The 25,423-nt window shown below is 68.2% G+C and carries 20 protein-coding genes and 1 tRNA gene; 20 read left to right on the top strand and 1 reads right to left on the bottom strand.

Features of this window, described 5'->3' with window-relative positions:
* Positions 1-101: 101 nt before the first annotated feature.
* From E1283_RS02355 to E1283_RS02310, 10 genes are all read left to right on the top strand, one after another.
* A tRNA-Trp gene (locus tag E1283_RS02355) sits at positions 102-174 on the top strand.
* 81 nt (positions 175-255) lie between these two features.
* A complete protein-coding gene (secE, locus tag E1283_RS02350) occupies positions 256-525 on the top strand; it encodes a preprotein translocase subunit SecE (RefSeq protein WP_132816050.1) in 270 nt (89 codons plus the stop codon).
* Between the two features lie 40 nt (positions 526-565).
* Positions 566-1,411 (top strand): transcription termination/antitermination protein NusG, encoded by an 846-nt coding sequence (nusG, locus tag E1283_RS02345; protein ID WP_132816030.1) that lies wholly within the window; start codon positions 566-568, stop codon positions 1,409-1,411.
* A 198-nt stretch (positions 1,412-1,609) separates the two neighbouring features.
* Positions 1,610-2,044 carry a 50S ribosomal protein L11 gene (gene rplK / locus E1283_RS02340; RefSeq protein ID WP_132816028.1) on the top strand — a complete coding sequence of 145 codons (435 nt, stop codon included), beginning with the start codon at positions 1,610-1,612 and terminating at the stop codon, positions 2,042-2,044.
* Positions 2,045-2,140: 96 nt separating this feature from the next.
* The gene (rplA, locus tag E1283_RS02335) at positions 2,141-2,860 is read left to right on the top strand and encodes a 50S ribosomal protein L1 (protein WP_132816026.1); all 720 of its coding nucleotides are present in this window, start codon (positions 2,141-2,143) and stop codon (positions 2,858-2,860) included.
* 124 nt (positions 2,861-2,984) lie between these two features.
* Positions 2,985-3,911, top strand: coding sequence for an SCO4651 family lipoprotein (locus E1283_RS02330; protein ID WP_165955983.1), 927 nt, complete (start codon positions 2,985-2,987; stop codon positions 3,909-3,911).
* Positions 3,912-4,244: 333 nt separating this feature from the next.
* Positions 4,245-4,790 (top strand): 50S ribosomal protein L10, encoded by a 546-nt coding sequence (rplJ, locus tag E1283_RS02325; protein ID WP_132816022.1) that lies wholly within the window; start codon positions 4,245-4,247, stop codon positions 4,788-4,790.
* A gap of 62 nt (positions 4,791-4,852) precedes the next feature.
* Positions 4,853-5,239: a 50S ribosomal protein L7/L12 gene (gene rplL, locus E1283_RS02320; protein WP_132816020.1), complete on the top strand. Its 387-nt coding sequence runs from the start codon at positions 4,853-4,855 to the stop codon at positions 5,237-5,239.
* Positions 5,240-5,721: 482 nt separating this feature from the next.
* Positions 5,722-9,207 (top strand): DNA-directed RNA polymerase subunit beta, encoded by a 3,486-nt coding sequence (gene rpoB / locus E1283_RS02315; protein ID WP_132816018.1) that lies wholly within the window; start codon positions 5,722-5,724, stop codon positions 9,205-9,207.
* 97 nt (positions 9,208-9,304) lie between these two features.
* Positions 9,305-13,213, top strand: a complete 3,909-nt coding sequence (locus E1283_RS02310) for a DNA-directed RNA polymerase subunit beta' (protein WP_132816016.1) — start codon at positions 9,305-9,307, stop codon at positions 13,211-13,213.
* Positions 13,214-13,307: 94 nt separating this feature from the next.
* Here the strand turns inward: E1283_RS02310 and E1283_RS02305 are convergent, their stop codons facing one another.
* Positions 13,308-14,360, bottom strand: a complete 1,053-nt coding sequence (locus E1283_RS02305) for an LCP family protein (protein ID WP_132816014.1) — start codon at positions 14,358-14,360, stop codon at positions 13,308-13,310.
* A 229-nt stretch (positions 14,361-14,589) separates the two neighbouring features.
* On the opposite strand from E1283_RS02305, the gene rpsL reads away from it, so the two are divergent.
* The 10 genes from rpsL to E1283_RS02255 all read left to right on the top strand — a co-directional run bounded on the left by rpsL (position 14,590) and on the right by E1283_RS02255 (position 25,411).
* On the top strand, positions 14,590-14,961 hold the full coding sequence (gene rpsL, locus E1283_RS02300) for a 30S ribosomal protein S12 (RefSeq protein ID WP_049572471.1): 372 nt from the start codon (positions 14,590-14,592) through the stop codon (positions 14,959-14,961).
* A 2-nt stretch (positions 14,962-14,963) separates the two neighbouring features.
* Complete coding sequence (gene rpsG, locus E1283_RS02295; RefSeq protein WP_132816012.1) at positions 14,964-15,434, top strand: 30S ribosomal protein S7; 471 nt, start codon at positions 14,964-14,966, stop codon at positions 15,432-15,434.
* A gap of 37 nt (positions 15,435-15,471) precedes the next feature.
* The gene (gene fusA / locus E1283_RS02290; protein WP_132816010.1) at positions 15,472-17,592 is read left to right on the top strand and encodes an elongation factor G; all 2,121 of its coding nucleotides are present in this window, start codon (positions 15,472-15,474) and stop codon (positions 17,590-17,592) included.
* Positions 17,593-17,766: 174 nt separating this feature from the next.
* The gene (tuf, locus tag E1283_RS02285) at positions 17,767-18,960 is read left to right on the top strand and encodes an elongation factor Tu (protein ID WP_132816008.1); all 1,194 of its coding nucleotides are present in this window, start codon (positions 17,767-17,769) and stop codon (positions 18,958-18,960) included.
* 257 nt (positions 18,961-19,217) lie between these two features.
* The gene (locus E1283_RS02280; RefSeq protein WP_132816006.1) at positions 19,218-19,613 is read left to right on the top strand and encodes a DUF485 domain-containing protein; all 396 of its coding nucleotides are present in this window, start codon (positions 19,218-19,220) and stop codon (positions 19,611-19,613) included.
* A 53-nt stretch (positions 19,614-19,666) separates the two neighbouring features.
* Positions 19,667-21,322, top strand: coding sequence for a solute symporter family protein (locus tag E1283_RS02275; protein ID WP_207930267.1), 1,656 nt, complete (start codon positions 19,667-19,669; stop codon positions 21,320-21,322).
* A gap of 275 nt (positions 21,323-21,597) precedes the next feature.
* A complete protein-coding gene (locus tag E1283_RS02270) occupies positions 21,598-22,251 on the top strand; it encodes an NAD(P)-dependent oxidoreductase (RefSeq protein ID WP_132816003.1) in 654 nt (217 codons plus the stop codon).
* 205 nt (positions 22,252-22,456) lie between these two features.
* Positions 22,457-23,569, top strand: coding sequence for a fatty acid desaturase family protein (locus tag E1283_RS02265; protein ID WP_132816001.1), 1,113 nt, complete (start codon positions 22,457-22,459; stop codon positions 23,567-23,569).
* On the top strand, positions 23,566-24,192 hold the full coding sequence (locus E1283_RS02260; RefSeq protein ID WP_132815999.1) for a LysE family translocator: 627 nt from the start codon (positions 23,566-23,568) through the stop codon (positions 24,190-24,192). The genes E1283_RS02265 and E1283_RS02260 overlap by 4 nt, the downstream gene beginning before the upstream one ends.
* 127 nt (positions 24,193-24,319) lie before the next feature.
* Positions 24,320-25,411 carry a DUF5954 family protein gene (locus E1283_RS02255; RefSeq protein ID WP_243744549.1) on the top strand — a complete coding sequence of 364 codons (1,092 nt, stop codon included), beginning with the start codon at positions 24,320-24,322 and terminating at the stop codon, positions 25,409-25,411.
* Positions 25,412-25,423: the final 12 nt, after the last annotated feature.

Raw genomic sequence — 25,423 nt, 5'->3', positions numbered from 1 at the left:
CCTGTTGTCCCCACTACCCGTTCGACGGGCGGCGATTCACCACGTACACTCCACTGCGGTGGTGCTGGCGATGCGATACGTTGTCGGGCACCGCGCGCCAAAGGGTCGTAGCTCAATTGGTAGAGCACTGGTCTCCAAAACCAGCGGTTGGGGGTTCAAGTCCCTCCGGCCCTGCTACACGTAAGGTGAACAGCCGTCCGGGTGGCCGGGCGGCCTTTGACCATGACCGGGATCAGGTGAGGACGAGTGGCTGGGATCACAGACTCCGTGGAGACCCCCGAGCCCCAGCCCCAGGGGGAGGGCACCGGCAAGCGCCGCGGTCGGCGCGCCAAGCGCGGGCCGCTGGGCCGGCTCGCCCTCTTCTACCGCCAGGTCGTCGCCGAGCTCCGCAAGGTCGTCTGGCCCTCGCGCCGCCAGCTCTCGACCTACACGACGGCAGTGATCGTTTTCGTGATCGTCATGATCTGCATCCTGACCGTGATTGACTTTGGATTCAGCCGAGGCGTGGAGTACGTCTTCGGCTGACGTTCCACCTCCGTGTCTGAGTCAGGAAGAAGCAGCTACCGTGTCTGACCCGAACCGCAATGACGCCGCGTCCGCCGAGGTCGAGGGCGAGGGCACCGCGCGTGACATTGTCGAGGCAGCGGACACCGTCGATCCGACCGAAGCTGCCGACGCCGCGGCCGGCGAGCCCGCCGAAGAGGCCGCGGAGCACGTCGAGGACGAGTCCGCCGTCGAGGCCGAGGACGAGTCCGGCCCCGTGGCCGACGCCGAGCCCGAGCCGGCCGAGGAGCCGGTGGACCCCGTGGCCCAGCTCCGCGAGGAGCTCCGGGCGCTCCCCGGCGAGTGGTACGTCGTCCACACCTACGCGGGCTACGAGAACCGCGTGAAGACCAACCTCGAACAGCGGGCCGTCTCGCTGAACGTCGAGGACTACATCTTCCAGGTCGAGGTGCCGCAGGAAGAGGTCGTCCAGATCAAGAACGGCGACCGCAGGACGATCAAGCAGAACAAGCTGCCCAGCTACGTGCTGGTGCGGATGGATCTGACCAACGAGTCCTGGGGCGTGGTCCGCAACACCCCGGGCGTCACCGGCTTCGTGGGCAACGCCTACGACCCGTACCCGCTGACGCTGGACGAGATCGTCAAGATGCTGGCCCCCGAGGTCGAGCAGAAGGCCGCCGCCGAGGCCGGCGCGGAGGGCGCCGCCGCGGGTGGCCGCAAGGTCGAGGTCCAGGTCCTGGACTTCGAGGTCGGCGACTCGGTCACGGTGACGGACGGCCCGTTCGCGACGCTCCAGGCGACGATCAACGAGATCAACCCGGACTCGAAGAAGGTCAAGGGTCTCGTCGAGATCTTCGGGCGCGAGACGCCGGTCGAGCTGAGCTTCGACCAGATCCAGAAGAACTGACCCCCACGCATCCCGGCGTTTCCGGCGGCCCGCAGGGCCCCGACCTGGCGGCCTCGCCGCCGTGGTCGGGGCCCTGCGGCCGTGCCGCCCGTCCGAGGACGGGGGCCGATTTGGGTGGGGAGGCCGCAGACAGTACCGTTGTGCGGTATGCCTTCGTCCCGCTAGGGGCACCGTTTACGAGGTAAGGACCCGGAGAGCATGCCTCCCAGGAACAAGAAAGTCACGGGGCTGATCAAGCTCCAGATCCAGGCCGGCGCGGCCAACCCGGCTCCGCCGGTCGGCCCGGCGCTGGGTCAGCACGGCGTCAACATCATGGAGTTCTGCAAGGCCTACAACGCCGCGACCGAGTCGCAGCGTGGCTGGGTGATCCCGGTGGAGATCACGGTCTACGAGGACCGTTCCTTCACCTTCATCACCAAGACGCCGCCGGCCGCGAAGATGATCCTCAAGGCCGCCGGTGTCGAGAAGGGCTCTGGCGAGCCCCACAAGACCAAGGTCGCGAAGATCACCCGCGCCCAGGTCCGGGAGATCGCCACCACCAAGATGCCCGACCTCAACGCCAACGACCTGGACGCCGCCGAGAAGATCATCGCCGGCACCGCCCGTTCCATGGGCGTCACCGTCGAGGGCTAGTCGAGCACCGGGGCTGAGTTCAGCGAAGCCCGACCGTGGCAGGGCCAGGCGCTGGTCCGGACCACGACTCCGAACAATCACCTTGCAGGAGCAGCAGTGAAGCGCAGCAAGAACCTCCGCGGCGCGGACGCCAAGGTCGACAAGAACAGCGTCTACGCACCGCTCGACGCCGTCCGTCTCGCCAAGGAGACGTCGACGGCCAAATTCGACGCGACCGTCGAGGTCGCCATGCGTCTGGGTGTCGACCCGCGCAAGGCCGACCAGATGGTCCGCGGCACCGTCAACCTTCCGCACGGCACCGGCAAGACCGTCCGGGTCCTGGTCTTCGCGACCGGTGACCGTGCCGCGGCGGCGGAAGCCGCCGGGGCCGACCTCGTCGGCTCCGATGAACTGATCGACCGGGTGGCCAAGGGCTTCCTGGACTTCGACGCCGTGGTGGCCTCGCCCGAGCTCATGGGCAAGGTCGGCCGTCTGGGCCGGGTGCTGGGTCCGCGTGGCCTGATGCCGAACCCGAAGACCGGCACCGTCACCCCGGACGTCGCCAAGGCCGTCACCGACATCAAGGGCGGCAAGATCGAGTTCCGGGTGGACAAGCACTCGAACCTCCACTTCATCATCGGCAAGGTGTCCTTCAGCGAGCAGCAGCTCGTGGAGAACTACGCCGCCGCGCTGGACGAGATCCTGCGGCTGAAGCCGTCCGCGGCCAAGGGGCGTTACCTCAAGAAGGTCACCATGACGACGACGATGGGTCCGGGCGTGCCGATCGACGGCAACGCCACCCGTGACCTGCTGGAGGAGGGCGGCGTCTCCGCCTGACGCGTCCAACAGCCGGTTCGCCCGTTCCCGTTCTGTCACAGAGCGGGAACGGGCGTTCTCGTTGTCGGAGGGTCGGGTTAGGGTGAAGTTCGGGTGTAGTAATCACATTTCCCTGGGGGGAAAGATGCGTTCCATGTACAGGGCCGCGCTGGGCGCCGCCGCCGTCGTGCTCATCGGCTGTACCGCTGCCTGCGGCGGCTCGGACGGTGGCGACGGAGACGACGCGGCCCGTGGCGGCGACACCGGCCGGGACTCCGGTGGCACCGGCGCCGTCCAGGCCGTCCAGGCCGCGGCCGAGGCCACCTCCGAGATCACCTCGGCCAGCTTCGAGATGACGATGTCCGGGTCGCAGGCGGCGACCGGCGGGGACACCGAGATGTCGGGCGTCATGTCGTGGGCCGACGGCATCGCGATGGACGCCACGATGAGCGGCGACGCGTTCGCCCTCACGCCGGAGGCGCCGTCCGAGATGCGGATGGTCATGCTCGACGACGTCATGTACATGAACCTGGGCGCGACCTTCGCGGCCGAGTTCGAGGGCCGCGAGTGGATGATGATGGACATCGGCGCCCTGGTCGAGGAGTCGGGCGACCCGACCCTCCAGGAGGCGATGGACCTCGGGTTCAACGAGGCCAACCAGGACCCGGCCGCGCAGACGGGGCTGCTGCTGCAGTCGCCCGACATCGAGGCGGTCGGCGAGGAGACGCTGGACGGCGTCACCGTCCAGCACTACCAGGGCACCGTCTCCGTCGAGGACGCCCTGGCGAACAACGCCGGCGCCGAGTTCCTCACCGAGCAGGAGCGCCAGGAGCTCGTCGACGCGATGAACGCCTCGGGCATCGAGTCCTACGACATCGAGCTCTGGATCGACGAGAACGACTTCCCGGTCCAGATCCGCCAGGAGTTCGACTCCGAGATGGGCCCGGTCACCACCGAGGTGCGCTACACCGACCTGGGCGCCGACGTCCAGGTGGCGGCGCCCGAGGAGGGCTCCTACGTCGACTTCATGGAGCTGATGGAGAGCATGGGCGCCGGCGTCGGCGACATCTGATCCACGGCTCGTCCCACCACCCGCCGCCGGCGCCAGGCAGTCGATTTGCCTGGCGCCGCGGCGTTCGCGTACTCTCCCGACGTAGCCAAAGACCGCTGGTTGTCGCCAGGGTTCGATCCGAACCCCGGTGGCCGAAGGATCCGCAGAGCGCGGACGGCCTGCGCAGGTGATCGTCTGAGACGTGGTGGACCGCGAGGTCCCGTTACGCCCCGAGCGCCTGCGCCGGGGCTGTTTGTTTTGTCGGGCAGGGCACGGGAACGTGCCGCGCCCGTCGCGCACTTCCTTCCGTGCGGTTTTCATCACCCGGCAGAACCCGGAAGGAGGGCCGAGGTTATGGCGAACACCGACAAGTCGGCAGCCGTCGCTGAGCTTCAGGAGAAGTTCCAGAAGTCGAACGCGGCCGTCGTCACGGCGTACACCGGTCTCACCGTCGCGCAGCTGAAGCAGCTGCGTCGGTCGCTCGGTGAGAACGCGCAGTACAGCGTGGCGAAGAACACACTGTCCAAGATCGCGGCCAAGGAGGCCGGGGTCAGCGGGCTTGACGAGTACTTCAAGGGCTCCACGGCCGTGGCCTTCGTGACCGGTGACCCGGTCGCGACGGCGAAGGGTCTTCGTGACTTCGCCAAGGACAACCCGGCGCTCGTCATCAAGGGCGGTTTCATCGACGGCAAGTCGCTGACCGCCGACGAGGTCAACAGGCTCGCGGACATCGAGTCCCGCGAGGTGCTGCTGGCCAAGCTGGCCGGTGCCCTGCAGGCGACCACGGCGAAGGCCGCGGCGACCTTCCAGGCACCGCTCACGAAGTTCGTCCGCACCGCGGACGCGCTGCGCGCCAAGGTCGAGCAGGAAGGTGCCGGCGAGCCGGCTCCCGCCGAGTAGGCATCCGCTCACTCACGTCACACCCCCGGCACCCAGCCGACTTAGCAGGAAGGACCGCCATCATGGCGAAGCTGACCCAGGACGAGCTGCTCGACCAGTTCGCCGACATGACCATCCTCGAGCTCTCCGACTTCGTGAAGAAGTTCGAGGAGAAGTTCGACGTCGAGGCCGCCGCCCCGGTCGCCGTCGCCGCCGCCCCGGCCGGTGGTGGCGCCGCCGCCGAGGCCGAGCCCGAGAAGGACGAGTTCGACGTCGTCCTGACCGGCGCCGGCGAGAAGAAGATCCAGGTCATCAAGGTCGTGCGCGAGCTGACCTCGCTGGGCCTGAAGGAGGCCAAGGAGCTTGTCGACAACGCGCCGAAGGCCGTCGTCGAGAAGGTCAACAAGGAGGCCGCCGAGAAGGCCAAGGACGCCCTCGAGGGCGCCGGCGCCAGCGTCGAGGTCAAGTGATCTCGGGCTTCCGTTCAGGGAGCCACTGACCGCCGTCCACGCGGTCGACCACGGGGCGATCACCCATCAGGGTGGTCGCCCCGTGGCTTTGTGTCGGACGCCTGCTTGCCCTGACGCGGGTGACGGGTATGGTGATCTTCGGCTCCCGGCAGGAGCCGGGCGGCCGCCCGGGGGCCTTGACGAACCGCGGCGGGCGCGCGATTCTCAGGTCGCGTCGCCAGATCGGTCCATGATCCGAGGCATGGATCCGGGCGCACGCGGGAAAGATCCGGCAGGACGGGCCCGCACCCGACGACCGAGGCGGTCGGGAGCGGCTCGCGCTGAGAACACCGAGGGTGGCTCCTCGATGGTTGATATGGGCATTGGACATCAGTGGGTCATGTGGCTACACTGACCCTTTGCGCTGCCTTGCTGCCTCCTGCCCGTCACCAGGAGGGCCCGGCACGCGCGCAGAGAGTCCGAGCCCTCGGAAGGACCCCCTCTTGGCCGCCTCGCGCAATGCCTCGACCAACAGTACGAACCACGGCACCAGTACCGCACCGCTGCGTGTCTCTTTTGCGAAGATCAAGGAACCGCTCGAGGTTCCGAACCTCCTTGCGCTGCAGACCGAGAGTTTCGACTGGCTCCTCGGTAACGACGCCTGGAAAGCTCGCGTCGAGGCCGCGCTGGACAGTGGGCAGGACGTCCCGAGGAAGTCGGGTCTGGAGGAGATCTTCGAGGAGATCTCCCCGATCGAGGACTTCTCGGGATCCATGTCCCTGACCTTCCGTGACCACCGCTTCGAGCCGCCGAAGAACTCGATCGACGAGTGCAAGGAGCGCGACTTCACGTACGCCGCGCCGCTCTTCGTCACGGCCGAGTTCACGAACAACGAGACCGGTGAGATCAAGTCCCAGACGGTCTTCATGGGCGACTTCCCGCTCATGACCGACAAGGGCACCTTCTGCATCAACGGCACCGAGCGCGTCGTCGTCACGCAGCTCGTCCGCTCGCCCGGCGCCTACTTCGACAGCTCGATCGACAAGACGTCCGACAAGGACCTGTTCTCGGCCAAGATCATCCCCTCCCGGGGTGCCTGGCTCGAGATGGAGATCGACAAGCGCGACATGGTCGGCGTGCGCATCGACCGCAAGCGCAAGCAGTCCGTCACCGTGCTGCTCAAGGCCCTCGGCTGGACCTCCGACCAGATCCTGGAGGAGTTCGGCGACTACGAGTCCATGCGCGCCACCCTGGAGAAGGACCACACCCAGGGTCAGGACGACGCGCTGCTCGACATCTACCGCAAGCTCCGCCCGGGCGAGCCGCCGACCCGTGAGGCCGCGCAGACCCTGCTGGAGAACCTGTACTTCAACCCGAAGCGGTACGACCTGGCCAAGGTCGGCCGGTACAAGATCAACAAGAAGCTCGGCGGTGACGAGCCGCTCGACGCGGGCGTGCTCACCGTCGAGGACATCGTCAACACGATCAAGTACCTGGTCAGGCTGCACGCCGGCGAGACCGAGACGGCCACGCCCAGCGGCCGCACGATCGTCGTCGAGACCGACGACATCGACCACTTCGGCAACCGCCGCCTGCGCAACGTCGGCGAGCTCATCCAGAACCAGGTCCGCACCGGTCTGGCCAGGATGGAGCGCGTCGTCCGCGAGCGCATGACCACCCAGGACGTCGAGGCGATCACGCCGCAGACCCTGATCAACATCCGGCCGGTCGTCGCCTCCATCAAGGAGTTCTTCGGCACCAGCCAGCTGTCCCAGTTCATGGACCAGACCAACCCGCTCTCCGGCCTCACGCACAAGCGCCGGCTGAACGCGCTCGGCCCCGGTGGCCTGAGCCGTGAGCGGGCCGGCCTCGAGGTCCGTGACGTGCACCCCTCCCACTACGGGCGGATGTGTCCGATCGAGACCCCCGAGGGTCCCAACATCGGTCTGATCGGCTCGCTCGCCGCCTTCGGCCGGGTCAACGCGTTCGGCTTCGTGGAGACCCCGTACCGCAAGGTCACCGACGGCGTCGTCACCGACGAGGTCCACTACCTCACGGCCGACGAGGAGGACCGCTTCGTCATCGCGCAGGCCAACGCCCGCCTGACGGAGGACTACCACTTCGCCGAGGCCCGCGTCCTGGTCCGCAGGAAGGGCGGCGAGGTCGACTACGTGGCCGGCTCCGAGGTCGACTACATGGACGTCTCGCCGCGCCAGATGGTGTCGGTCGCGACCGCCATGATCCCCTTCCTGGAGCACGACGACGCCAACCGCGCGCTCATGGGCTCCAACATGATGCGGCAGGCCGTGCCGCTGATCCAGGCGGAGTCCCCGCTGGTCGGCACCGGCATGGAGTACCGCTCCGCGGTCGACGCCGGCGACGTGATCAAGGCCGAGCAGGACGGCGTCATCAGCGACGTCTCCGCCGACTACGTCACCATCGCCAACGACGACGGCACCCACGTCACCCACCGGCTCGCCAAGTTCCACCGCTCCAACCAGGGCACCTCCTACAACCAGAAGGTCCTGGTCGAGGAGAACGACCGCGTGGTGGCCGGCCAGGTCATCGCCGACGGTCCCTCCACCCAGCGCGGTGAGATGGCGCTCGGCAAGAACCTGCTGGTCGCGTTCATGCCGTGGGAGGGCTACAACTACGAGGACGCGATCATCCTCTCCCAGCGCCTGGTGCAGGACGACGTCCTCTCCTCGATCCACATCGAGGAGCACGAGGTCGACGCCCGCGACACCAAGCTGGGCCCCGAGGAGATCACCCGGGACATCCCGAACGTCTCCGAGGAGGTGCTGGCCGACCTGGACGACCGCGGCATCATCCGCATCGGCGCCGAGGTCGAGGCCGGCGACATCCTGGTCGGCAAGGTCACCCCGAAGGGCGAGACCGAGCTGACCCCCGAGGAGCGGCTGCTGCGCGCGATCTTCGGTGAGAAGGCGCGCGAGGTCCGCGACACCTCGCTGAAGGTGCCGCACGGCGAGACCGGCAAGGTCATCGGCGTGCGCGTCTTCGACCGCGAGGAGGGCGACGAACTGCCCCCGGGCGTGAACCAGCTGGTCCGCGTCTACGTGGCGCAGAAGCGCAAGATCACCGACGGCGACAAGCTGGCCGGCCGGCACGGCAACAAGGGCGTCATCTCCAAGATCCTGCCCGTCGAGGACATGCCGTTCCTGGAGGACGGCACCCCGGTCGACATCATCCTCAACCCGCTGGGTGTCCCGTCCCGGATGAACCCGGGCCAGGTCCTGGAGATCCACCTGGGCTGGCTGGCGTCCCAGGGCTGGAAGGTCGAGGGCGTCGACGGCGAGTGGAAGGAGCGGCTGCGGGCCATCGGCGCCGACGACGTCGCGCCCGGCACCAACGTCGCCACCCCGGTCTTCGACGGCGCCCGCGAGGACGAGCTGGCCGGTCTCTTCGAGTCCACCATCCCCAACCGCGACGGCAACCGCCTGGTGCTGCCCTCCGGCAAGGCGCGGATGTTCGACGGCCGCTCCGGCGAGCCGTTCCCGGACCCGATCTCCGTCGGCTACATGTACATCCTCAAGCTGCACCACCTCGTCGACGACAAGCTGCACGCCCGCTCGACCGGTCCTTACTCCATGATCACCCAGCAGCCGCTGGGTGGTAAGGCCCAGTTCGGCGGCCAGCGCTTCGGCGAGATGGAGGTGTGGGCGCTGGAGGCGTACGGCGCCGCCTACGCCCTCCAGGAGCTGCTGACGATCAAGTCCGACGACGTCACCGGCCGCGTGAAGGTCTACGAGGCCATCGTCAAGGGCGAGAACATCCCGGAACCGGGTATCCCGGAGTCCTTCAAGGTCCTCATCAAGGAGATGCAGTCGCTCTGCCTCAACGTGGAGGTGCTGTCCTCGGACGGCATGTCCATCGAGATGCGCGACACCGACGAGGACGTCTTCCGCGCCGCGGAAGAGCTGGGTATCGACCTGTCCCGGCGCGAGCCGAGCAGCGTCGAAGAGGTCTGACGGGTCGGGCCGGGGGAGCGCTGCACGCGCCTCCGCCGGCCGCCCCGGGACCCCGATCAGACCATTGATGACACGACACTGAGAGGGATTGGCGAGAGTGCTCGACGTCAACTTCTTCGACGAACTGCGGATTGGCCTGGCGACCGCCGACGACATCCGTCAGTGGTCACACGGCGAGGTCAAGAAGCCGGAGACCATCAACTACCGCACCCTCAAGCCCGAGAAGGACGGCCTCTTCTGCGAGAAGATCTTCGGCCCGACCCGGGACTGGGAGTGCTACTGCGGCAAGTACAAGCGCGTCCGCTTCAAGGGCATCATCTGTGAGCGGTGCGGCGTCGAGGTGACCCGCGCCAAGGTGCGCCGTGAGCGGATGGGCCACATCGAGCTCGCCGCGCCGGTGACCCACATCTGGTACTTCAAGGGGGTGCCCTCCAGGCTCGGCTACCTGCTGGACCTGGCCCCCAAGGACCTGGAGAAGGTCATCTACTTCGCCGCGTACATGATCACGTACGTGGACGAGGAGCGCCGCACCCGCGACCTGCCGTCGCTGGAGGCGCACATCTCCGTCGAGCGCCAGCAGATCGAGCAGCGCCGCGACGCCGACCTGGAGGCCAGGGCCAAGAAGCAGGAGGCCGACCTGGCCGAGCTCGAGGCCGAGGGTGCCAAGGCCGACGCCCGCCGCAAGGTGCGCGAGGGCGCGGAGCGCGAGATGAAGCAGCTCCGTGACCGCGCGCAGCGCGAGCTCGACCGTCTCGACGAGGTCTGGAACCGCTTCAAGAACCTCAAGGTCCAGGACCTGGAGGGCGACGAGCTGCTCTACCGCGAGCTGCGGGACCGCTTCGGCACCTACTTCGACGGTTCGATGGGCGCCGCCGCGCTGCAGAAGCGCCTGGAGACCTTCGACCTCGACGAGGAGGCCGAGCGCCTCCGCGAGATCATCCGCACCGGCAAGGGCCAGAAGAAGACCCGCGCCCTGAAGCGGCTCAAGGTGGTCTCCGCGTTCCTGCAGACCTCCAACAGCCCCAAGGGCATGGTCCTCGACTGCGTCCCGGTGATCCCGCCGGACCTGCGTCCGATGGTGCAGCTGGACGGTGGCCGCTTCGCGACCTCCGACCTGAACGACCTGTACCGCCGCGTGATCAACCGGAACAACCGCCTCAAGCGGCTGCTCGACCTGGGCGCGCCCGAGATCATCGTCAACAACGAGAAGCGGATGCTCCAGGAGGCCGTCGACGCGCTGTTCGACAACGGCCGCCGCGGTCGTCCGGTCACCGGCCCGGGCAACCGGCCGCTGAAGTCGCTGTCCGACATGCTCAAGGGCAAGCAGGGTCGCTTCCGGCAGAACCTGCTCGGCAAGCGCGTCGACTACTCGGCCCGTTCCGTGATCGTGGTCGGCCCGCAGCTCAAGCTGCACCAGTGCGGCCTGCCCAAGGCCATGGCGCTCGAGCTGTTCAAGCCGTTCGTGATGAAGCGGCTCGTGGACCTCAACCACGCGCAGAACATCAAGTCGGCCAAGCGCATGGTCGAGCGCCAGCGCACCGTCGTGTACGACGTCCTCGAAGAGGTCATCGCCGAGCACCCGGTGCTGCTGAACCGCGCCCCGACCCTGCACCGCCTCGGCATCCAGGCCTTCGAGCCGCAGCTGGTCGAGGGCAAGGCCATCCAGATCCACCCGCTCGTCTGCACCGCGTTCAACGCGGACTTCGACGGCGACCAGATGGCCGTGCACCTGCCGCTGTCCGCGGAGGCGCAGGCCGAGGCCCGCATCCTGATGCTGTCCTCGAACAACATCCTCAAGCCGGCCGACGGCCGCCCGGTGACCATGCCCACCCAGGACATGGTGCTCGGCCTCTTCTTCCTCACCACCGACGAGGAGGAGCGCGAGGTCCGCGGCGAGGGCCGGTCGTTCTCCTCGACCGCCGAGGCGATCATGGCGTTCGACGCCGGCGAGCTCTCGCTCCAGGCGAAGATCGACATCCGCTTCCCGGTGGGCACCGTCCCGCCGCGGGAGTGGGAGGCGCCGGAGCCGACCGAGGCCGACGGCTCCGTGGGCGAGTACCAGCTGGGCGACAGCTTCCGGATGCGCACCACCCTGGGTCGCGCGCTCTTCAACGAGCTGCTGCCCGAGGACTACCCGTTCGTCGACCAGTCCGTGGGCAAGAAGCAGCTCTCCCAGATCGTCAACGACCTGGCCGAGCGCTACCCCAAGGTCGTGGTCGCGGCCGCGCTGGACAACCTCAAGGCCGCCGGCTACTTCTGGGCCACCAGGTCCGGCGTCACGGTCGCGGTCTCGGACATCATCGTGCCCGAGGCCAAGAAGCAGATCGTGGCCGAGACCGAGGCCCAGGACGAGAAGATCCAGAAGCAGTACGAGCGCGGTCTGATCACCAAGGACGAGCGGACGCAGGAGCTGATCGCCCTGTGGACCAAGGCGACCAACGAGGTCGCCACCGCGATGAACGAGAACTTCCCGAAGACCAACCCGATCTTCATGATGGTCGACTCCGGGGCCCGCGGAAACATGATGCAGATGCGTCAGATCGCGGGTATGCGCGGCCTGGTCTCCAACGCCAAGAACGAGACCATCCCGCGTCCCATCAAGGCGTCGTTCCGCGAGGGTCTGTCCGTCCTCGAGTACTTCATCGCGACCCACGGTGCCCGTAAGGGTCTGGCCGACACCGCCCTGCGTACCGCCGACTCGGGCTACCTGACCCGTCGTCTGGTGGACGTCTCGCAGGACGTGATCATCCGCGAGGAGGACTGCGGCACCGAGCGCGGCCTCAAGCTGGCGATCGCGGTCAAGGGCGCGGACGGCGTGCTGCGCAAGACGGAGAACGTCGAGAGCAGCGTCTACGCCCGCTGCCTGGCCGAGGACATCGTCGTCGACGGCAAGGTGCTGGCCCCGGCCGGCACCGACCTGGGCGACGTGCTCATCGACGAGCTCGTCCGGCACGGCGTGGAGACGGCCAAGACCCGCTCCGTGCTGACCTGCGAGTCCGCCGTCGGCACCTGCGCCATGTGCTACGGCCGCTCGCTGGCCACCGGCAAGCTCGTGGACATCGGCGAGGCGGTCGGCATCATCGCCGCCCAGTCGATCGGTGAGCCCGGCACCCAGCTGACCATGCGTACCTTCCACACCGGCGGTGTCGCCGGTGAGGACATCACGCAGGGTCTGCCGCGTGTGGTCGAGCTCTTCGAGGCCAGGACGCCGAAGGGCGTCGCGCCGATCTCCGAGTCGGCCGGCCGGGTCAGGATCGAGGAGACCGAGAAGACCAAGAAGGTCGTGGTCACCCCCGACGACGGCTCGGACGAGACCTCCTACCCGGTCTCCAAGCGCTCCAGGCTCCTGGTGGGCGAGGGCGACGCGGTGACCGTCGGCCAGCCGCTGACCGTCGGCGCGGCCAACCCGCACGACGTGCTGCGGATCCTGGGTCAGCGCGCCGTCCAGGTCTACCTGGTCGGCGAGGTCCAGAAGGTCTACAACGCGCAGGGCGTGGCCATCCACGACAAGCACATCGAGATCATCGTCCGGCAGATGCTGCGCCGGGTGACGATCATCGAGTCCGGCGACGCGGAGCTGCTGCCGGGCGAGCTGGTCGAGCGCTCGAAGTTCGAGTCCGAGAACCGGCGGGTCGTGGCCGAGGGCGGCCACCCGGCCTCCGGTCGTCCGCAGCTGATGGGTATCACCAAGGCGTCGCTGGCCACCGAGTCGTGGCTGTCGGCGGCGTCCTTCCAGGAGACGACGCGGGTTCTCACCGACGCGGCGATCAACGCCAAGTCGGACTCGCTGATCGGCCTCAAGGAGAACGTGATCATCGGCAAGCTGATCCCGGCCGGCACGGGCCTGTCCCGCTACCGGAACATCCGGGTCGAGCCGACGGAGGAGGCGAAGGCGGCGATGTACTCGGCGGTCGGGTACGACGACATCGACTACTCGCCGTTCGGCACCGGCTCCGGCCAGGCGGTTCCGCTGGAGGACTACGACTACGGCCCCTACCAGGGCTGACGGTTCCCTCCGGGGGTGGGTGCGCGGGGTTCTTCCCCGCCCACCCACCCCTTTCGCGTTCCCGCGCACCGGTAGCGGGCGCGCTGCCCCGCGGTCAGCGGACGTCGGGGCCCAGTTGGGCGGGGGCCTCGTCGGAGGTGGTGAAGGTCGGCATGGAGTCCGTCCGCATCGCCTCCCAGAGGGGGGCCGCCGCCTCCTCGTCGAGGAGGACGACGGACTGGCCGTCGATCATCGTCGTGCCGGCGACGGGGGCGTTCATGTAGTGGACGTCGGAGCCGCGGAGTGAGCGGAGGTCCCAGGCCAGGGAGCGGAGGTCGCCGTTGCTGAGTCGGTCGTCGACGCTGATGACGTCGCCGACCGTGTCGAGCAGGCCGTTGAGTCGGCCGGGGTCGGTGAGGGTGCCGGTGCTCAGGGTCTCGTTCAGCAGGGAGCGGAGGAAGTTCTGCTGGCGCCTGGTGCGGTCGAGGTCGCCTTCGGCGAGGGATTTGCGTTCGCGGACGTAGTCGAGGGCGGCGCGGCCGTCGAGGCGTTCGCCGTCGATCATGACGCCGCCGACCGCGTCGGTCAGGGCGCGGAAGCCGGACCAGTCGATCACGGCGAGGTGGTCGATCCGGATGTCGGTGAGGTCCTGGATGGTCTGGATCATCAGCGGCGGTCCGCCCCAGGAGTAGGCCGCGTTGAGCTTGGCCTCGCCGTGGTCGGGGATCTCGACCCAGGTGTCGCGGGGCAGCGAGACCAGCCAGGCGCTGCGGCGGTCGGCGGCTATCTGGAGCAGCATCATGGTGTCGCTGCGGGCCTCGCCCGGCTGCCACGGCTGGCCGCTGTCGGGGGTCTCGGCGTTGTCGACGCCGACCAGCAGGTAGACCAGCGCGTCGCCCTCGACGCGCGGCGGCTGGGAGACCTCGGGGAGGGTCGGCAGCGCGTCCGGGATGCGGTCGATGGAGCTGAGGGCCTGGTCGGTGCGCCAGTAGGCCCAGGCGGCGGCGGCCCCCGCGAGGAGCAGCAGGGCGGTCACGGTGCCGAGGGATATCCAGAGCCAGCGGCGCCGGCGTCTTCGTGGCGGTGTCGGCTCGTCCGCCGAGCCGGTATCGTCGGTCTTCTCGGCCGTCGCGGTGTCGTCGCTTCCACTTTCCCCACCTCTGTTCATACGGTCATTGTGCGGCCAGGAGATCGTTTTGACCGTAGCCCGTGGGGTAGGTACGCTCTGACCTTGTGCCTGGGGTTCCTCCTGCGCGCTTTCAGCGGCCACACGGGAGACCCGGGATCTGCATCCGCGTCGAGCGGGAATCCTGCAGTCTTCGACACGCCCGACCGCGTGGGTCGGCGGGTGTCCAGGTTAGCTTCATAGTGATCGGCACAGAGAAACCGGAGAAACGGTGCCAACGATCCAGCAGCTGGTCCGCAAGGGCCGGCAGGACAAGGTCGAGAAGAACAAGACGCCCGCGCTCGAGGGTTCCCCCCAGCGCCGTGGCGTCTGCACGCGTGTGTTCACGACCACCCCGAAGAAGCCGAACTCCGCGCTGCGCAAGGTCGCCCGTGTGCGACTGAGCAACGGCATCGAGGTCACGGCCTACATTCCGGGTGAGAACCACAACCTTCAGGAGCACTCCATCGTGCTGGTGCGCGGTGGCCGTGTGAAGGACCTGCCGGGTGTTCGTTACAAGATCATCCGCGGTTCCCTGGACACCCAGGGCGTGAAGAACCGCAAGCAGGCCCGCAGCCGCTACGGCGCCAAGAAGGAGAAGTAGAGATGCCTCGTAAGGGCCCTGCGCCGAAGCGTCCGGTTCACGTCGACCCGGTCTACGGCTCTCCTCTGGTGACCTCGCTGATCAACAAGGTGCTGCTGAACGGCAAGCGCTCCACCGCCGAGCGCATCGTGTACGGCGCCATGGAGGGGCTGCGCGAGAAGACGGGCAACGACCCGGTCATCTCGCTGAAGCGTGCCCTGGAGAACGTGAAGCCGACCATCGAGGTCAAGTCCCGCCGCGTCGGCGGTGCCACGTACCAGGTGCCGGTCGAGGTCAAGCCCGGCCGCTCCTCCACCCTCGCGCTCCGCTGGCTCGTGGGCTACTCCCGGGCTCGCCGTGAGAAGACGATGACCGAGCGGCTGATGAACGAGCTGCTCGACGCGTCCAACGGTCTTGGCGCCTCTGTCAAGAAGCGTGAGGACACCCACAAGATGGCCGAGTCCAACAAGGCCTTCGCGCACTACCGCTGGTAGTCGCAACCCCCATCGAGACCGAGAGAACTGAAGCCAGATGGCTACCACTTCACTTGACCTGGCCAAGGTCCGCAACATCGGGATCATGGCCCACATCGACGCGGGCAAGACGACGACCACCGAGCGGATCCTGTACTACACCGGTCTGAGCTACAAGATCGGTGAGGTTCACGACGGCGCCGCCACCACCGACTGGATGGAGCAGGAGCGTGAGCGTGGCATCACGATCACGTCCGCCGCTGTCACCTGTCACTGGTCGCTGAACGACGTCCAGAACACCATCAACATCATCGACACCCCGGGCCACGTCGACTTCACCGTCGAGGTGGAGCGTTCCCTCCGGGTGCTCGACGGTGCCGTGACGGTGTTCGACGGCGTCGCGGGCGTCGAGCCGCAGTCCGAGACGGTCTGGCGTCAGGCGAACCGTTACGGTGTGCCGCGCATCTGCTTCGTGAACAAGCTCGACCGCACGGGTGCCGACTTCTTCCGCTGCGTCGACATGATCGTCGAGCGGCTGAACGCTCAGCCTCTCGTCATGCAGCTGCCGATCGGGGCCGAGGCCGGCTTCAAGGGCGTGGTGGACCTCGTCCGGATGAAGGCCCTGGTGTGGTCCGAGGACACCAAGCTCGGTGAGATGTACGACACCGTCGACATCCCCGAGGACCTCCAGGCCCAGGCCGAGGAGTGGCGCGCCAAGCTGGTCGAGGGCGTCGCGGAGAACGACGAGGAGATCATGGAGCTGTACCTCGAGGGCACCGAGCCCACCGAGGAGCAGCTCTACGCGGCGATCCGCCGGGTGACCCTCGCCTCCACCGGTACCGACGCGTCCACCGTCACCCCGGTCTTCTGCGGCACCGCGTTCAAGAACAAGGGCGTGCAGCCGCTGCTCGACGCCGTGGTGCGGTACCTGCCGTCGCCGCTCGACGTCGAGGCCATCGAGGGCCAGGCCGTCCGGAACCCCGACGAGGTCATCAAGCGGAAGCCCTCCGAGGAGGAGCCGCTGGCCGCTCTGGCCTTCAAGATCGCGAGCGACCCGCACCTTGGCAAGCTCACCTTCATCCGGATCTACTCCGGCGTGCTCACCGCGGGCGCGCAGGTGCAGAACTCCGTGAAGGAGAAGAAGGAGCGGATCGGCAAGATCTACCGGATGCACGCCAACAAGCGTGAGGAGATCGAGCGCGTCGGCGCCGGCGACATCGTGGCCGTCATGGGTCTGAAGCAGACCACGACGGGCGAGACGCTGTGCGACCCGGCGAACCCGGTCATCCTGGAGTCCATGGACTTCCCGGCTCCGGTCATCGAGGTCGCCATCGAGCCCAAGTCGAAGGGCGACCAGGAGAAGCTCAGCATCGCGATCCAGCGCCTCGCCGAGGAGGACCCGTCCTTCCAGGTCAAGTCCGACCAGGAGACCGGGCAGACCATCATCTCCGGCATGGGCGAGCTCCACCTCGACATCCTGGTCGACCGCATGAAGCGGGAGTTCAAGGTCGAGGCCAACGTCGGCAAGCCGCAGGTCGCCTACCGGGAGACCGTGCGCCGGGCCGTCGAGCGGGTCGACTACACCCACAAGAAGCAGACCGGTGGTTCCGGTCAGTTCGCGAAGGTGCAGATCGCCCTGGAGCCGCTGGAGGACGGTGGCTACCTGTTCGAGAACAAGGTCACCGGTGGCCGCATCCCCAAGGAGTACATCCCCTCGGTGGACGCCGGCTGCCAGGAGGCGATGGACTTCGGTGTCCTCGCCGGCTACCCGCTGACAGGTGTCAAGGTGACCCTGCTCGACGGTGCGTTCCACGACGTCGACTCCTCGGAGATGGCGTTCAAGATCGCGGGCTCCATGGCCTTCAAGGAAGCCGCACGACAGGCCAAGCCGGTGATCCTCGAACCGCTGATGGCGGTCGAGGTCAACACGCCCGAGCTGTACATGGGCGATGTCATCGGCGACATCAACTCCCGCCGTGGCCAGATCCAGGCCATGGAGGACCGGCACGGGGACAAGGTCGTCAAGGCCCTTGTCCCGCTGTCGGAGATGTTCGGCTACGTCGGCGACCTGCGCTCCAAGACCTCGGGGCGTGCCAGCTACAGCATGGAGTTCAACTCCTACGGTGAGGTTCCGCGGAACGTCGCCGAGGAGATCATCGCGAAGTCCAAGGGCGAGTAGCTCTAGGCTTGGGCGATACGGGGCGTCGGGGGCGCGTTGCCGCCCCCGGTGCCCAGCCCATAAGCGAAGCGGTCAAGGGCGTCCCCTCGGGGTCCTGACCGGTTCGGTCGACCATTCTGAAAACCCTCCGCAAGACGCGGGGGGCGTACAGCACCAGTCCACAGGAGGACCCCAGTGGCGAAGGCGAAGTTCGAGCGGACTAAGCCGCACGTCAACATTGGCACCATCGGTCACATCGACCACGGCAAGACGACCCTTACCGCGGCGATTACCAAGGTGCTGCACGACGCGTACCCGGACGTGAACGAGAGCTTCGCGTTCGAGAACATTGACAAGGCTCCGGAGGAGCGTCAGCGCGGTATCACGATCTCCATCGCGCACGTCGAGTACCAGACGGAGAACCGTCACTACGCTCACGTTGACTGCCCGGGCCACGCGGACTACATCAAGAACATGATCACCGGTGCCGCCCAGATGGACGGCGCGATCCTCGTGGTCGCCGCCACCGACGGCCCGATGCCGCAGACCAAGGAGCACGTGCTCCTGGCCCGCCAGGTCGGTGTGCCGTACATCGTTGTCGCCCTGAACAAGGCCGACATGGTGGACGACGAGGAGATCATGGAGCTCGTCGAGCTCGAGGTCCGTGAGCTGCTGACCGAGTACGAGTTCCCGGGCGACGACGTTCCGGTCGTCAAGGTCTCCGCGCTCAAGGCCCTGGAGGGCGACCCGGAGTGGTCCAAGACCGTTCTGGAGCTCATGCAGGCCGTCGATGACGCCATCCCGCAGCCGGAGCGCGACATCGACAAGCCGTTCCTGATGCCGATCGAGGACGTCTTCACGATCACCGGTCGTGGCACCGTCGTCACCGGTCGTATCGAGCGTGGTGTCCTCAAGGTCAACGAGACCGTCGACATCATCGGCATCCACACGGACAAGACCACCACCACCGTCACGGGCATCGAGATGTTCCGTAAGCTCCTCGACGAGGGGCGCGCCGGTGAGAACGTGGGTCTGCTGCTCCGCGGTGTCAAGCGCGAGGACGTCGAGCGCGGCCAGGTCATCATCAAGCCCGGTTCGGTCACCCCGCACACCGAGTTCGAGGCGACCGCGTACATCCTGTCCAAGGACGAGGGTGGCCGTCACACGCCGTTCTTCAACAACTACCGCCCGCAGTTCTACTTCCGTACCACGGACGTGACCGGCGTCGTGCACCTCCCCGAGGGCACCGAGATGGTCATGCCGGGCGACAACACCGACATGCGCGTTGAGCTGATCCAGCCCATCGCCATGGAGGAGGGCCTGAAGTTCGCCATCCGTGAGGGTGGTCGGACCGTGGGCGCCGGCCAGGTCACCAAGATCCTCAAGTGAGCTGACCTTCGGGCACGTTCCCGGAAAGGGGCCTCGCTCCTCCGCAGCCGGCGGAGGCGAGGCCCCTTTCGTGTGCCCGGATGCGGGTCCTGTCGGGTGTTCGGGATCTGATGCCGGTCGTCCGCCACTCGGCGCGGATTTCGACCGTTCGGCGAGTGGCGCCGCCCGGTGGCTGCCGAGGGTGTGTGACGCTCCTTACATTTCCCCGGAGAAAGTCCGCGGAGAGGTCCGCGCACCACCCGACCCTGGAGCCGGAGATGACGACGACGCATTCCGTCCCCGAAGCCAGCGATCCGCCGCCGGGCGGTGACCTGGAGGCCCGTTCGGCCGCCATGCACGACGATCCGCGCTTCCTCGAACTGCGGTCCCGTCTCGTGCGCTTCGTGCTCCCGGCGAGTATCGGCTTCCTGGCCTGGTACGTGCTGTACGTGCTGATGTCCGCCTACGCGCGCGACGTGATGAGCACCAAGGTGGTGGGCAGCGCCAACGTCGCCCTCTTCTTCGGACTCCTGCAGTTCGTCACCACGTTCGGCATCGCGATCCTCTACTCCCGTTACGCGAACCGGCGGTTCGACCCGCTCGCGGACGAGCTGCGCGAGGAACTGGAGGCGGGGCCCGGCGTGCCGGGCGCCAGGAAGGGAGAGGACGCGTGATCACTCTGGGCGCGGCGTCGGAGGGCGCCACCTCGCAGGAGCGGCTGATCACCATGATCCTGTTCACGGTGCTGATCGCCGTGACCATCGGGATCACCGTCCGGGCCAGCCGCCGGACCAAGTCCGCCACCGACTTCCACTCCGGCGGCCGTGGCTTCACCGGCATCCAGAACGGGTTCGCGATCGGCGGCGACTACATGTCGGCCGCCTCCTTCCTGGGCATCGCCGGCATGATCGCGCTCTTCGGCTACGACGGCTTCCTCTACTCCATCGGCTTCCTGGTCGCCTGGCTGGTCGCCCTGCTGCTCGTCGCCGAACTGCTGCGCAACTCCGGCCGGTTCACCATGGCGGACGTCGTCTCCTACCGGATGCGGCAACGCCCGGTGCGGACGGCCGCCTCGGTCTCCACGCTGACCGTCTCGATCTTCTACCTGCTGGCCCAGATGGTGGGCGCGGGCGCGCTGGTGGCGCTGCTGCTGGGCATCGAGGAGGGCGAGACCTACCTCGGGATGAGCGCCGACGCCGCGAAGATCGTGGGCATCGTGGTGGTCGGCATCCTGATGGTCGTCTACGTGTCCTTCGGCGGCATGACCGGCACCACCTGGGTGCAGATCGTCAAGGCCGTGATGCTGATGGGCGGCGCGCTGCTGGTCACGGCGCTGGTGCTGGCCATCTACGACTTCGACTTCGGCGCGCTGATGAACGACGCGTCGGCGGACGGCGGCGCCGGGCAGGCGTTCCTCGAACCGGGGCAGCGGTACGGCGTCGAAGTCGCCGGCGACGCCTGGCAGACCATGGTCAACAAGCTGGACCTGATCAGCCTCGGCCTGGCGCTGGTGCTGGGCACGGCCGGCCTGCCGCACATCCTGATCCGCTTCTACACGGTGCCGGACTCCAAGACCGCGCGGACGTCCGTCAACTGGGCCATCGGCATCATCGGCACCTTCTACCTGCTGACCCTGGTGCTGGGCTTCGGGGCGGCGGCGCTGGTCGGCAACGAGGCCATCAGGGCGCAGAACACGGCCGGCAACACGGCGGCGCCACAGCTGGCCCAGGCGGTCGGTGAGCACTTCGGCGGCGAGTTCTGGGGCGCGGTGATGCTGGCCTTCATCGCGGCGGTGGCCTTCGCCACGATCCTCTCCACGGTGGCCGGCCTGACGATCGCGTCGTCCTCCTCGCTGGCACACGACTTCTACAACAGCGTGCTGCGGCGCGGGAAGGCGAGCGAGAAGGAGGAGGTGCGGGTCGCCAGGTTCGCGGCGATCGGCGTCGGCGCGGTGGCCATCGTGTTGGCGATCTTCGCGCAGAACCTCAACGTCGCCTTCCTGGTGGCGCTGGCCTTCGCCATCGCGGCGTCGGCGAACCTGCCGGTGATCCTGCTCTCGCTGTTCTGGAAGCGGTTCAACACGACGGGCGCGGTGGCCGGCATCTACGGCGGCCTGATCAGCTCGGTGGGGCTGGTGTTCTTCTCGCCGGTCGTCTCGGGCAAGGGCGTGGACGCGGCCGGCAACAACCTGTCGCTCTTCCCGGAGAGCGTCGACTTCCACTGGTTCCCTCTGGAGAACCCGGGCCTGGTGTCCATCCCGGTCGGCCTGCTGTGCGCGATCATCGGCACGTTGCTCTCCAAGGAGACCGAGCCGGAGAAGTTCGCCAAGCTCCAGGTCCGCGCCCTCACGGGCGCCGGCGCGGAACGCGCCACCACGCACTGAGGCGGCTGCCCCAACCGTCTCAGCCGCCGGGCACCCCCACCCGGCACCTCTGCCCGGGGCTCTGAGCTCCCCTCTCAGAGCCCCGGGCGCCCTTGCCTCGCGGCGGGCCCTCCCGGGGCCGCCCGGGCCGCCGGCGGCCCGCGGGAGCAGGTCCGCGCGGGGCGCGGTGGGTCGAGCAGCACCCCGCCGTGTGCCCCCCGACGTCTCCGGATGCCGGGACGGGCGCGCGGTGAGACGGTGGAGGGGCCAGTCGAACCCAGCGGGAGTGTGGACGCATGGCCAGGATCGCGGTCTTCGGAGCGAACGGCGGAATCGGGCAGCGGGTGGTGGGCGAGGCCCTGGAGCGGGGGCACACCGTCACCGCGGTGGTGCGGGACCCGGGGAAGGTGTCCAGGGACCACGAGAACCTGAGCGTGACGGCCGGCGACGTGCTGGACCCGGCCGACGTCAGTTCCGTGGCCCGCGGCCAGGAGGTGCTGGTCAGCGCCGTCGGCGGCGGGGACGCCGCCGGGCACCGGGCGTTGATCGAGCCGTCCGCCGAGTCCCTGGTCGCCGGGCTGCACGCGCTGGGCGCCGACGCGCCGCGGCTGATCATGGTCGGCGGAGCCGGTTCGCTGCGGACCCACGAGGGGGCGCTGCTCTGGGACACCCCGGGGCTGCCGGAGCCGGCGCTGCAGATCATGCACGCGCACGGCGACGCGCTCGACTACCTGCGGGCCACCGAGAAGGACGTCCACTGGACCAGCCTCTGCCCCGCCGCCACCATCGAGCCGGGGGAGCGCACCGGCCACTACCGGACCGGCCTCGAGGAGGTCGTGGTGGACGAGGCGGGCGACAGCCGGATCTCCATGGAGGACTACGCCGTCGCGCTCCTGGACGAGATCGAGCACCCGCACCACATCGACGAGCGGTTCACCGTCGGTTACTGAGCCGAGGTGCCGGCGGTCCGGCCGAGGCGATCGGGCAGGGGAAGTAATCGACCAGTGGCCAATCGATCTCGCGGTCACGTTGTGCGAGCCAGAAACAGTCACTTTCTTTCCGTTCCTTGACGGCCGCTCGCCCCGGCGGGAAAACTCGGAGGAGTTCAGGGACTTGGGGGGAGACCATGTCCCGGGTACGGGGGGGAACAGAGGCATGGATCTGGCGCGTGTCGCCGCGCCGTCGACATTCGCGTTCGACGGCCGGAAATTCCGCACACATCGCTTCAGCCGTGACATCGAGGAGCGCGTCAAACAGCTCAACAGGCTCGACAACTGGCATGCCCCACTGGCTTATACGCGCGATATTCTGCTTATCGTTCTGTCGGTCGCCGGTTGTGTGGAGCTGTCCTACGGGTTTTACCCCCTGGCGCTCCTGGTGGTGGGTTCGCGCCAGCGCGCCTTCTCGAACCTGCTCCACGAGAGCGCGCACGGCATGGCGGCCGGAAACCGGAAGCTCAACCTCGCGCTCGGCACCTTCCTGACGGCCTACCCGATCTTCCAGCGGCACTACGCCTACAAGCGCAGCCACGTGGCCACCCACCACCCGAGGCTGGGGGACCCCGAGCGGGACCCCGACCTCCGCTACCTCGTCGAACAGGGCGTGTACGAGCCCGCCACCCGTAGGGAGCTCTGGCTGCGGCTGGTCGTCCTGCCCGCCCTCGGGTCCCGCCTCGTGTCCCACCTCCGGTTCCTGCTCCGCGACCGCGTCCTGCTCCGCGACCGCGTCCTGCTCCAGCGCCGGCCGGAGCCGGCGGGCGGCGGGCCGAGCGACCACCGGCGGCGGCGCCTGCGGTGGGACGCCGCGGCGCTGGCCGGGTTCTGGGTCGCCGTCCTGACCACGGTCGTGGCCACCGGCACGCTGGTCGAGCTGGTGCTCTTCTGGCTGGTGCCCCACCTGACCACCTTCCAGCTCATCGGCTGGTACATCGAGCTCTCCGAACACACGCCCATGGTGCGGTTCCACAACACGGACATCCGGATGACGCGGAACCGGAAGAGCCGCGGCCTGGAGCGGTTCCTGACGGGCACCTACGCCGACCACTACCATCTCGACCACCATCTGGACCCGAGGACTCCCTACTGGAACCTCGCGAAGGCACATCGCGTGCGGATGGAGGACCCGCGGTACGCGGCGATCGACGCCACCTTCGGAGGGCTCGTCACCAGAGGGCCGGACGGTCAGCCGAGCGCGCTGGAGTCGATCATCTCCGAACTGGCCGTTCCCCGCGACCGCGCCCGACAGGAATCCGAGAAACCGCGAGAATGATTCTCGAACCAGCACTGCTGTCGTCGTTTCTGGTGGCGGCGACCATCGTCTGCCTGACGCCAGGACCCGACATGATGTACGTCATCTCGTTCGGCGTCGCGAAAGGGAAGGTCGGCGGCCTCGCCGCGGCCGCCGGTATCGCGCTCGGGATGCTCTTCCACACGGTTCTCGCGGTGGTCGGCGTCTCCGCCGCGATCGCCAGTTATCCGGTGATCCTGGAGCTGTTCAGATATGTCGGCGCCGCCTATCTCGTCTATCTGGCGGTGGAGTTGTGGCGGGACGAGTCGAAGCTCGTCATCGAGGACCGGCGGATGGGATGGAGTCCGGCGAAGATCTCCATGAAAGCGGCGCTGGTCAATATCGCCAACCCCAAGATCGTCGTCTTCTACGTCGCCTTCCTGCCGCAGTTCACCTCGTCGAGCGTCGGCTACGTACCCCTCCAACTGCTGGTGCTCGGCCTCGTCTTCGTGGTGATGGGATTCGCCACCGACGCCACCGTCGGCCTCTTCGGCGGCACCCTCGGATCGCGGCTGGTGCGGAGCTCGCTCGCCCTCCGCCGGGTCAACCGCGGCTGCGCCGTCGTCCTCGTGCTGCTGGCCGCCCTCCTCCTCCTGGACCGCTGACGGCTGACCGCTGACGGCTGTGAAGGTCGTGAGCCGGCGCGTGAACATGGGGCAAGCTAGCCCCTCCAAAGAGGGGACTTTGTGTAATCGGCTGCATCCGGTCCGCTGATGATGTCACGGTGAGCACATGAAGGATCACCGGAAGAGCCCACCGTCGCATCTGACCTTCCGCGTCATCCACCGGGACGACCCCGTCTCCGAGGTGACGGAGCAGGACACCATCAGGTCCGCCGAGCGGTATCCCCATGTCGTCATCCGCGGGCCGGTGTTCGGGTTCGCGGAGCAGCGGCCCGCGGACGGCGACGCGTGGCGGCTGCTGAGCGACGTCAGCGACGGCTTCCCGCAGCACTCCAGGGACGGCCTCAACTCCCACCTCTGGTTCCAGGCCAAGGAGAGCACCAGGCCCGGCGATCCGCTCCGCGACCAGCTGCTCGCCGCCGTCGCGCGGCTGGAGACCGAGCCGGTGGACGAACTGCTGGTCGGCGACGTCCGCTACCGCGTGGTGCGCGGCGACGAGTTCGCCAGGATCGGCCCCGACGGACTCGAGGGGCCGCGGCCCACCGACCCCGACGACCTGGGCTGGGACATCGGGGACCGGAAGCGGCGCCGGGGAGACGCGTGCCGCACCACCGGCACGCTGATCGACCACGGGGCGCCCACCGGGATCATGGAGAGCATCCAGCGCATGGAGCTCCGCTCCCTGCACTACTCGGCCGAGCGCATCCCGGTGCACGTCAGGGCCGACTCGCGGCAGGCGCTCGACAGCCACCCCGGAGTGGTGCTGCTGCCCGCCACCTTCACCTTCGCCGAGCGCAAGAAGAAGTCCTGGGAGCCCATGGCCGGCCTCCAGCCCACCCCGCAGGACGCCCGCTCCACCCTGTACAACTACCTGGCCGAGTTCCTCCCCAAGCTGGAGCAAGGGGTCTCCGCCGCCGACGCCGACACCTACGCCCAGGCCGCCGAGGAGTACCGCGCCGGCCCGCCGAGCGACGAACTCACCGTGCTCGGCCGCCGGTTCCGCGTCATCCGGGTCGAGCGGCTGATGCGGATCGGCCCGGACGGGCCCGAGGCGCCCCGCCCCAGCGACGAGGACCCGTACGGCCCGATGCAGCTCCACCCGCCGCTCGCCGAGGTCGAGGAGCGCGAGGAGCGGGAGCGGCGCGAAGCGCTGGAGGCACGCGGGCGGAGCCAGGCCGAGGGGCCCGCGACCGTCGAGTGACCCCCGCCGCCC

It is taken from the genome of Streptomyces hainanensis (assembly GCF_004348415.1).
Taxonomy (GTDB): Bacteria; Actinomycetota; Actinomycetes; order Streptomycetales; family Streptomycetaceae; genus Streptomyces; species Streptomyces hainanensis.
Note: the sequence above shows the minus strand (reverse complement) of the source record. Positions and strands in the feature narration are given on the sequence as shown.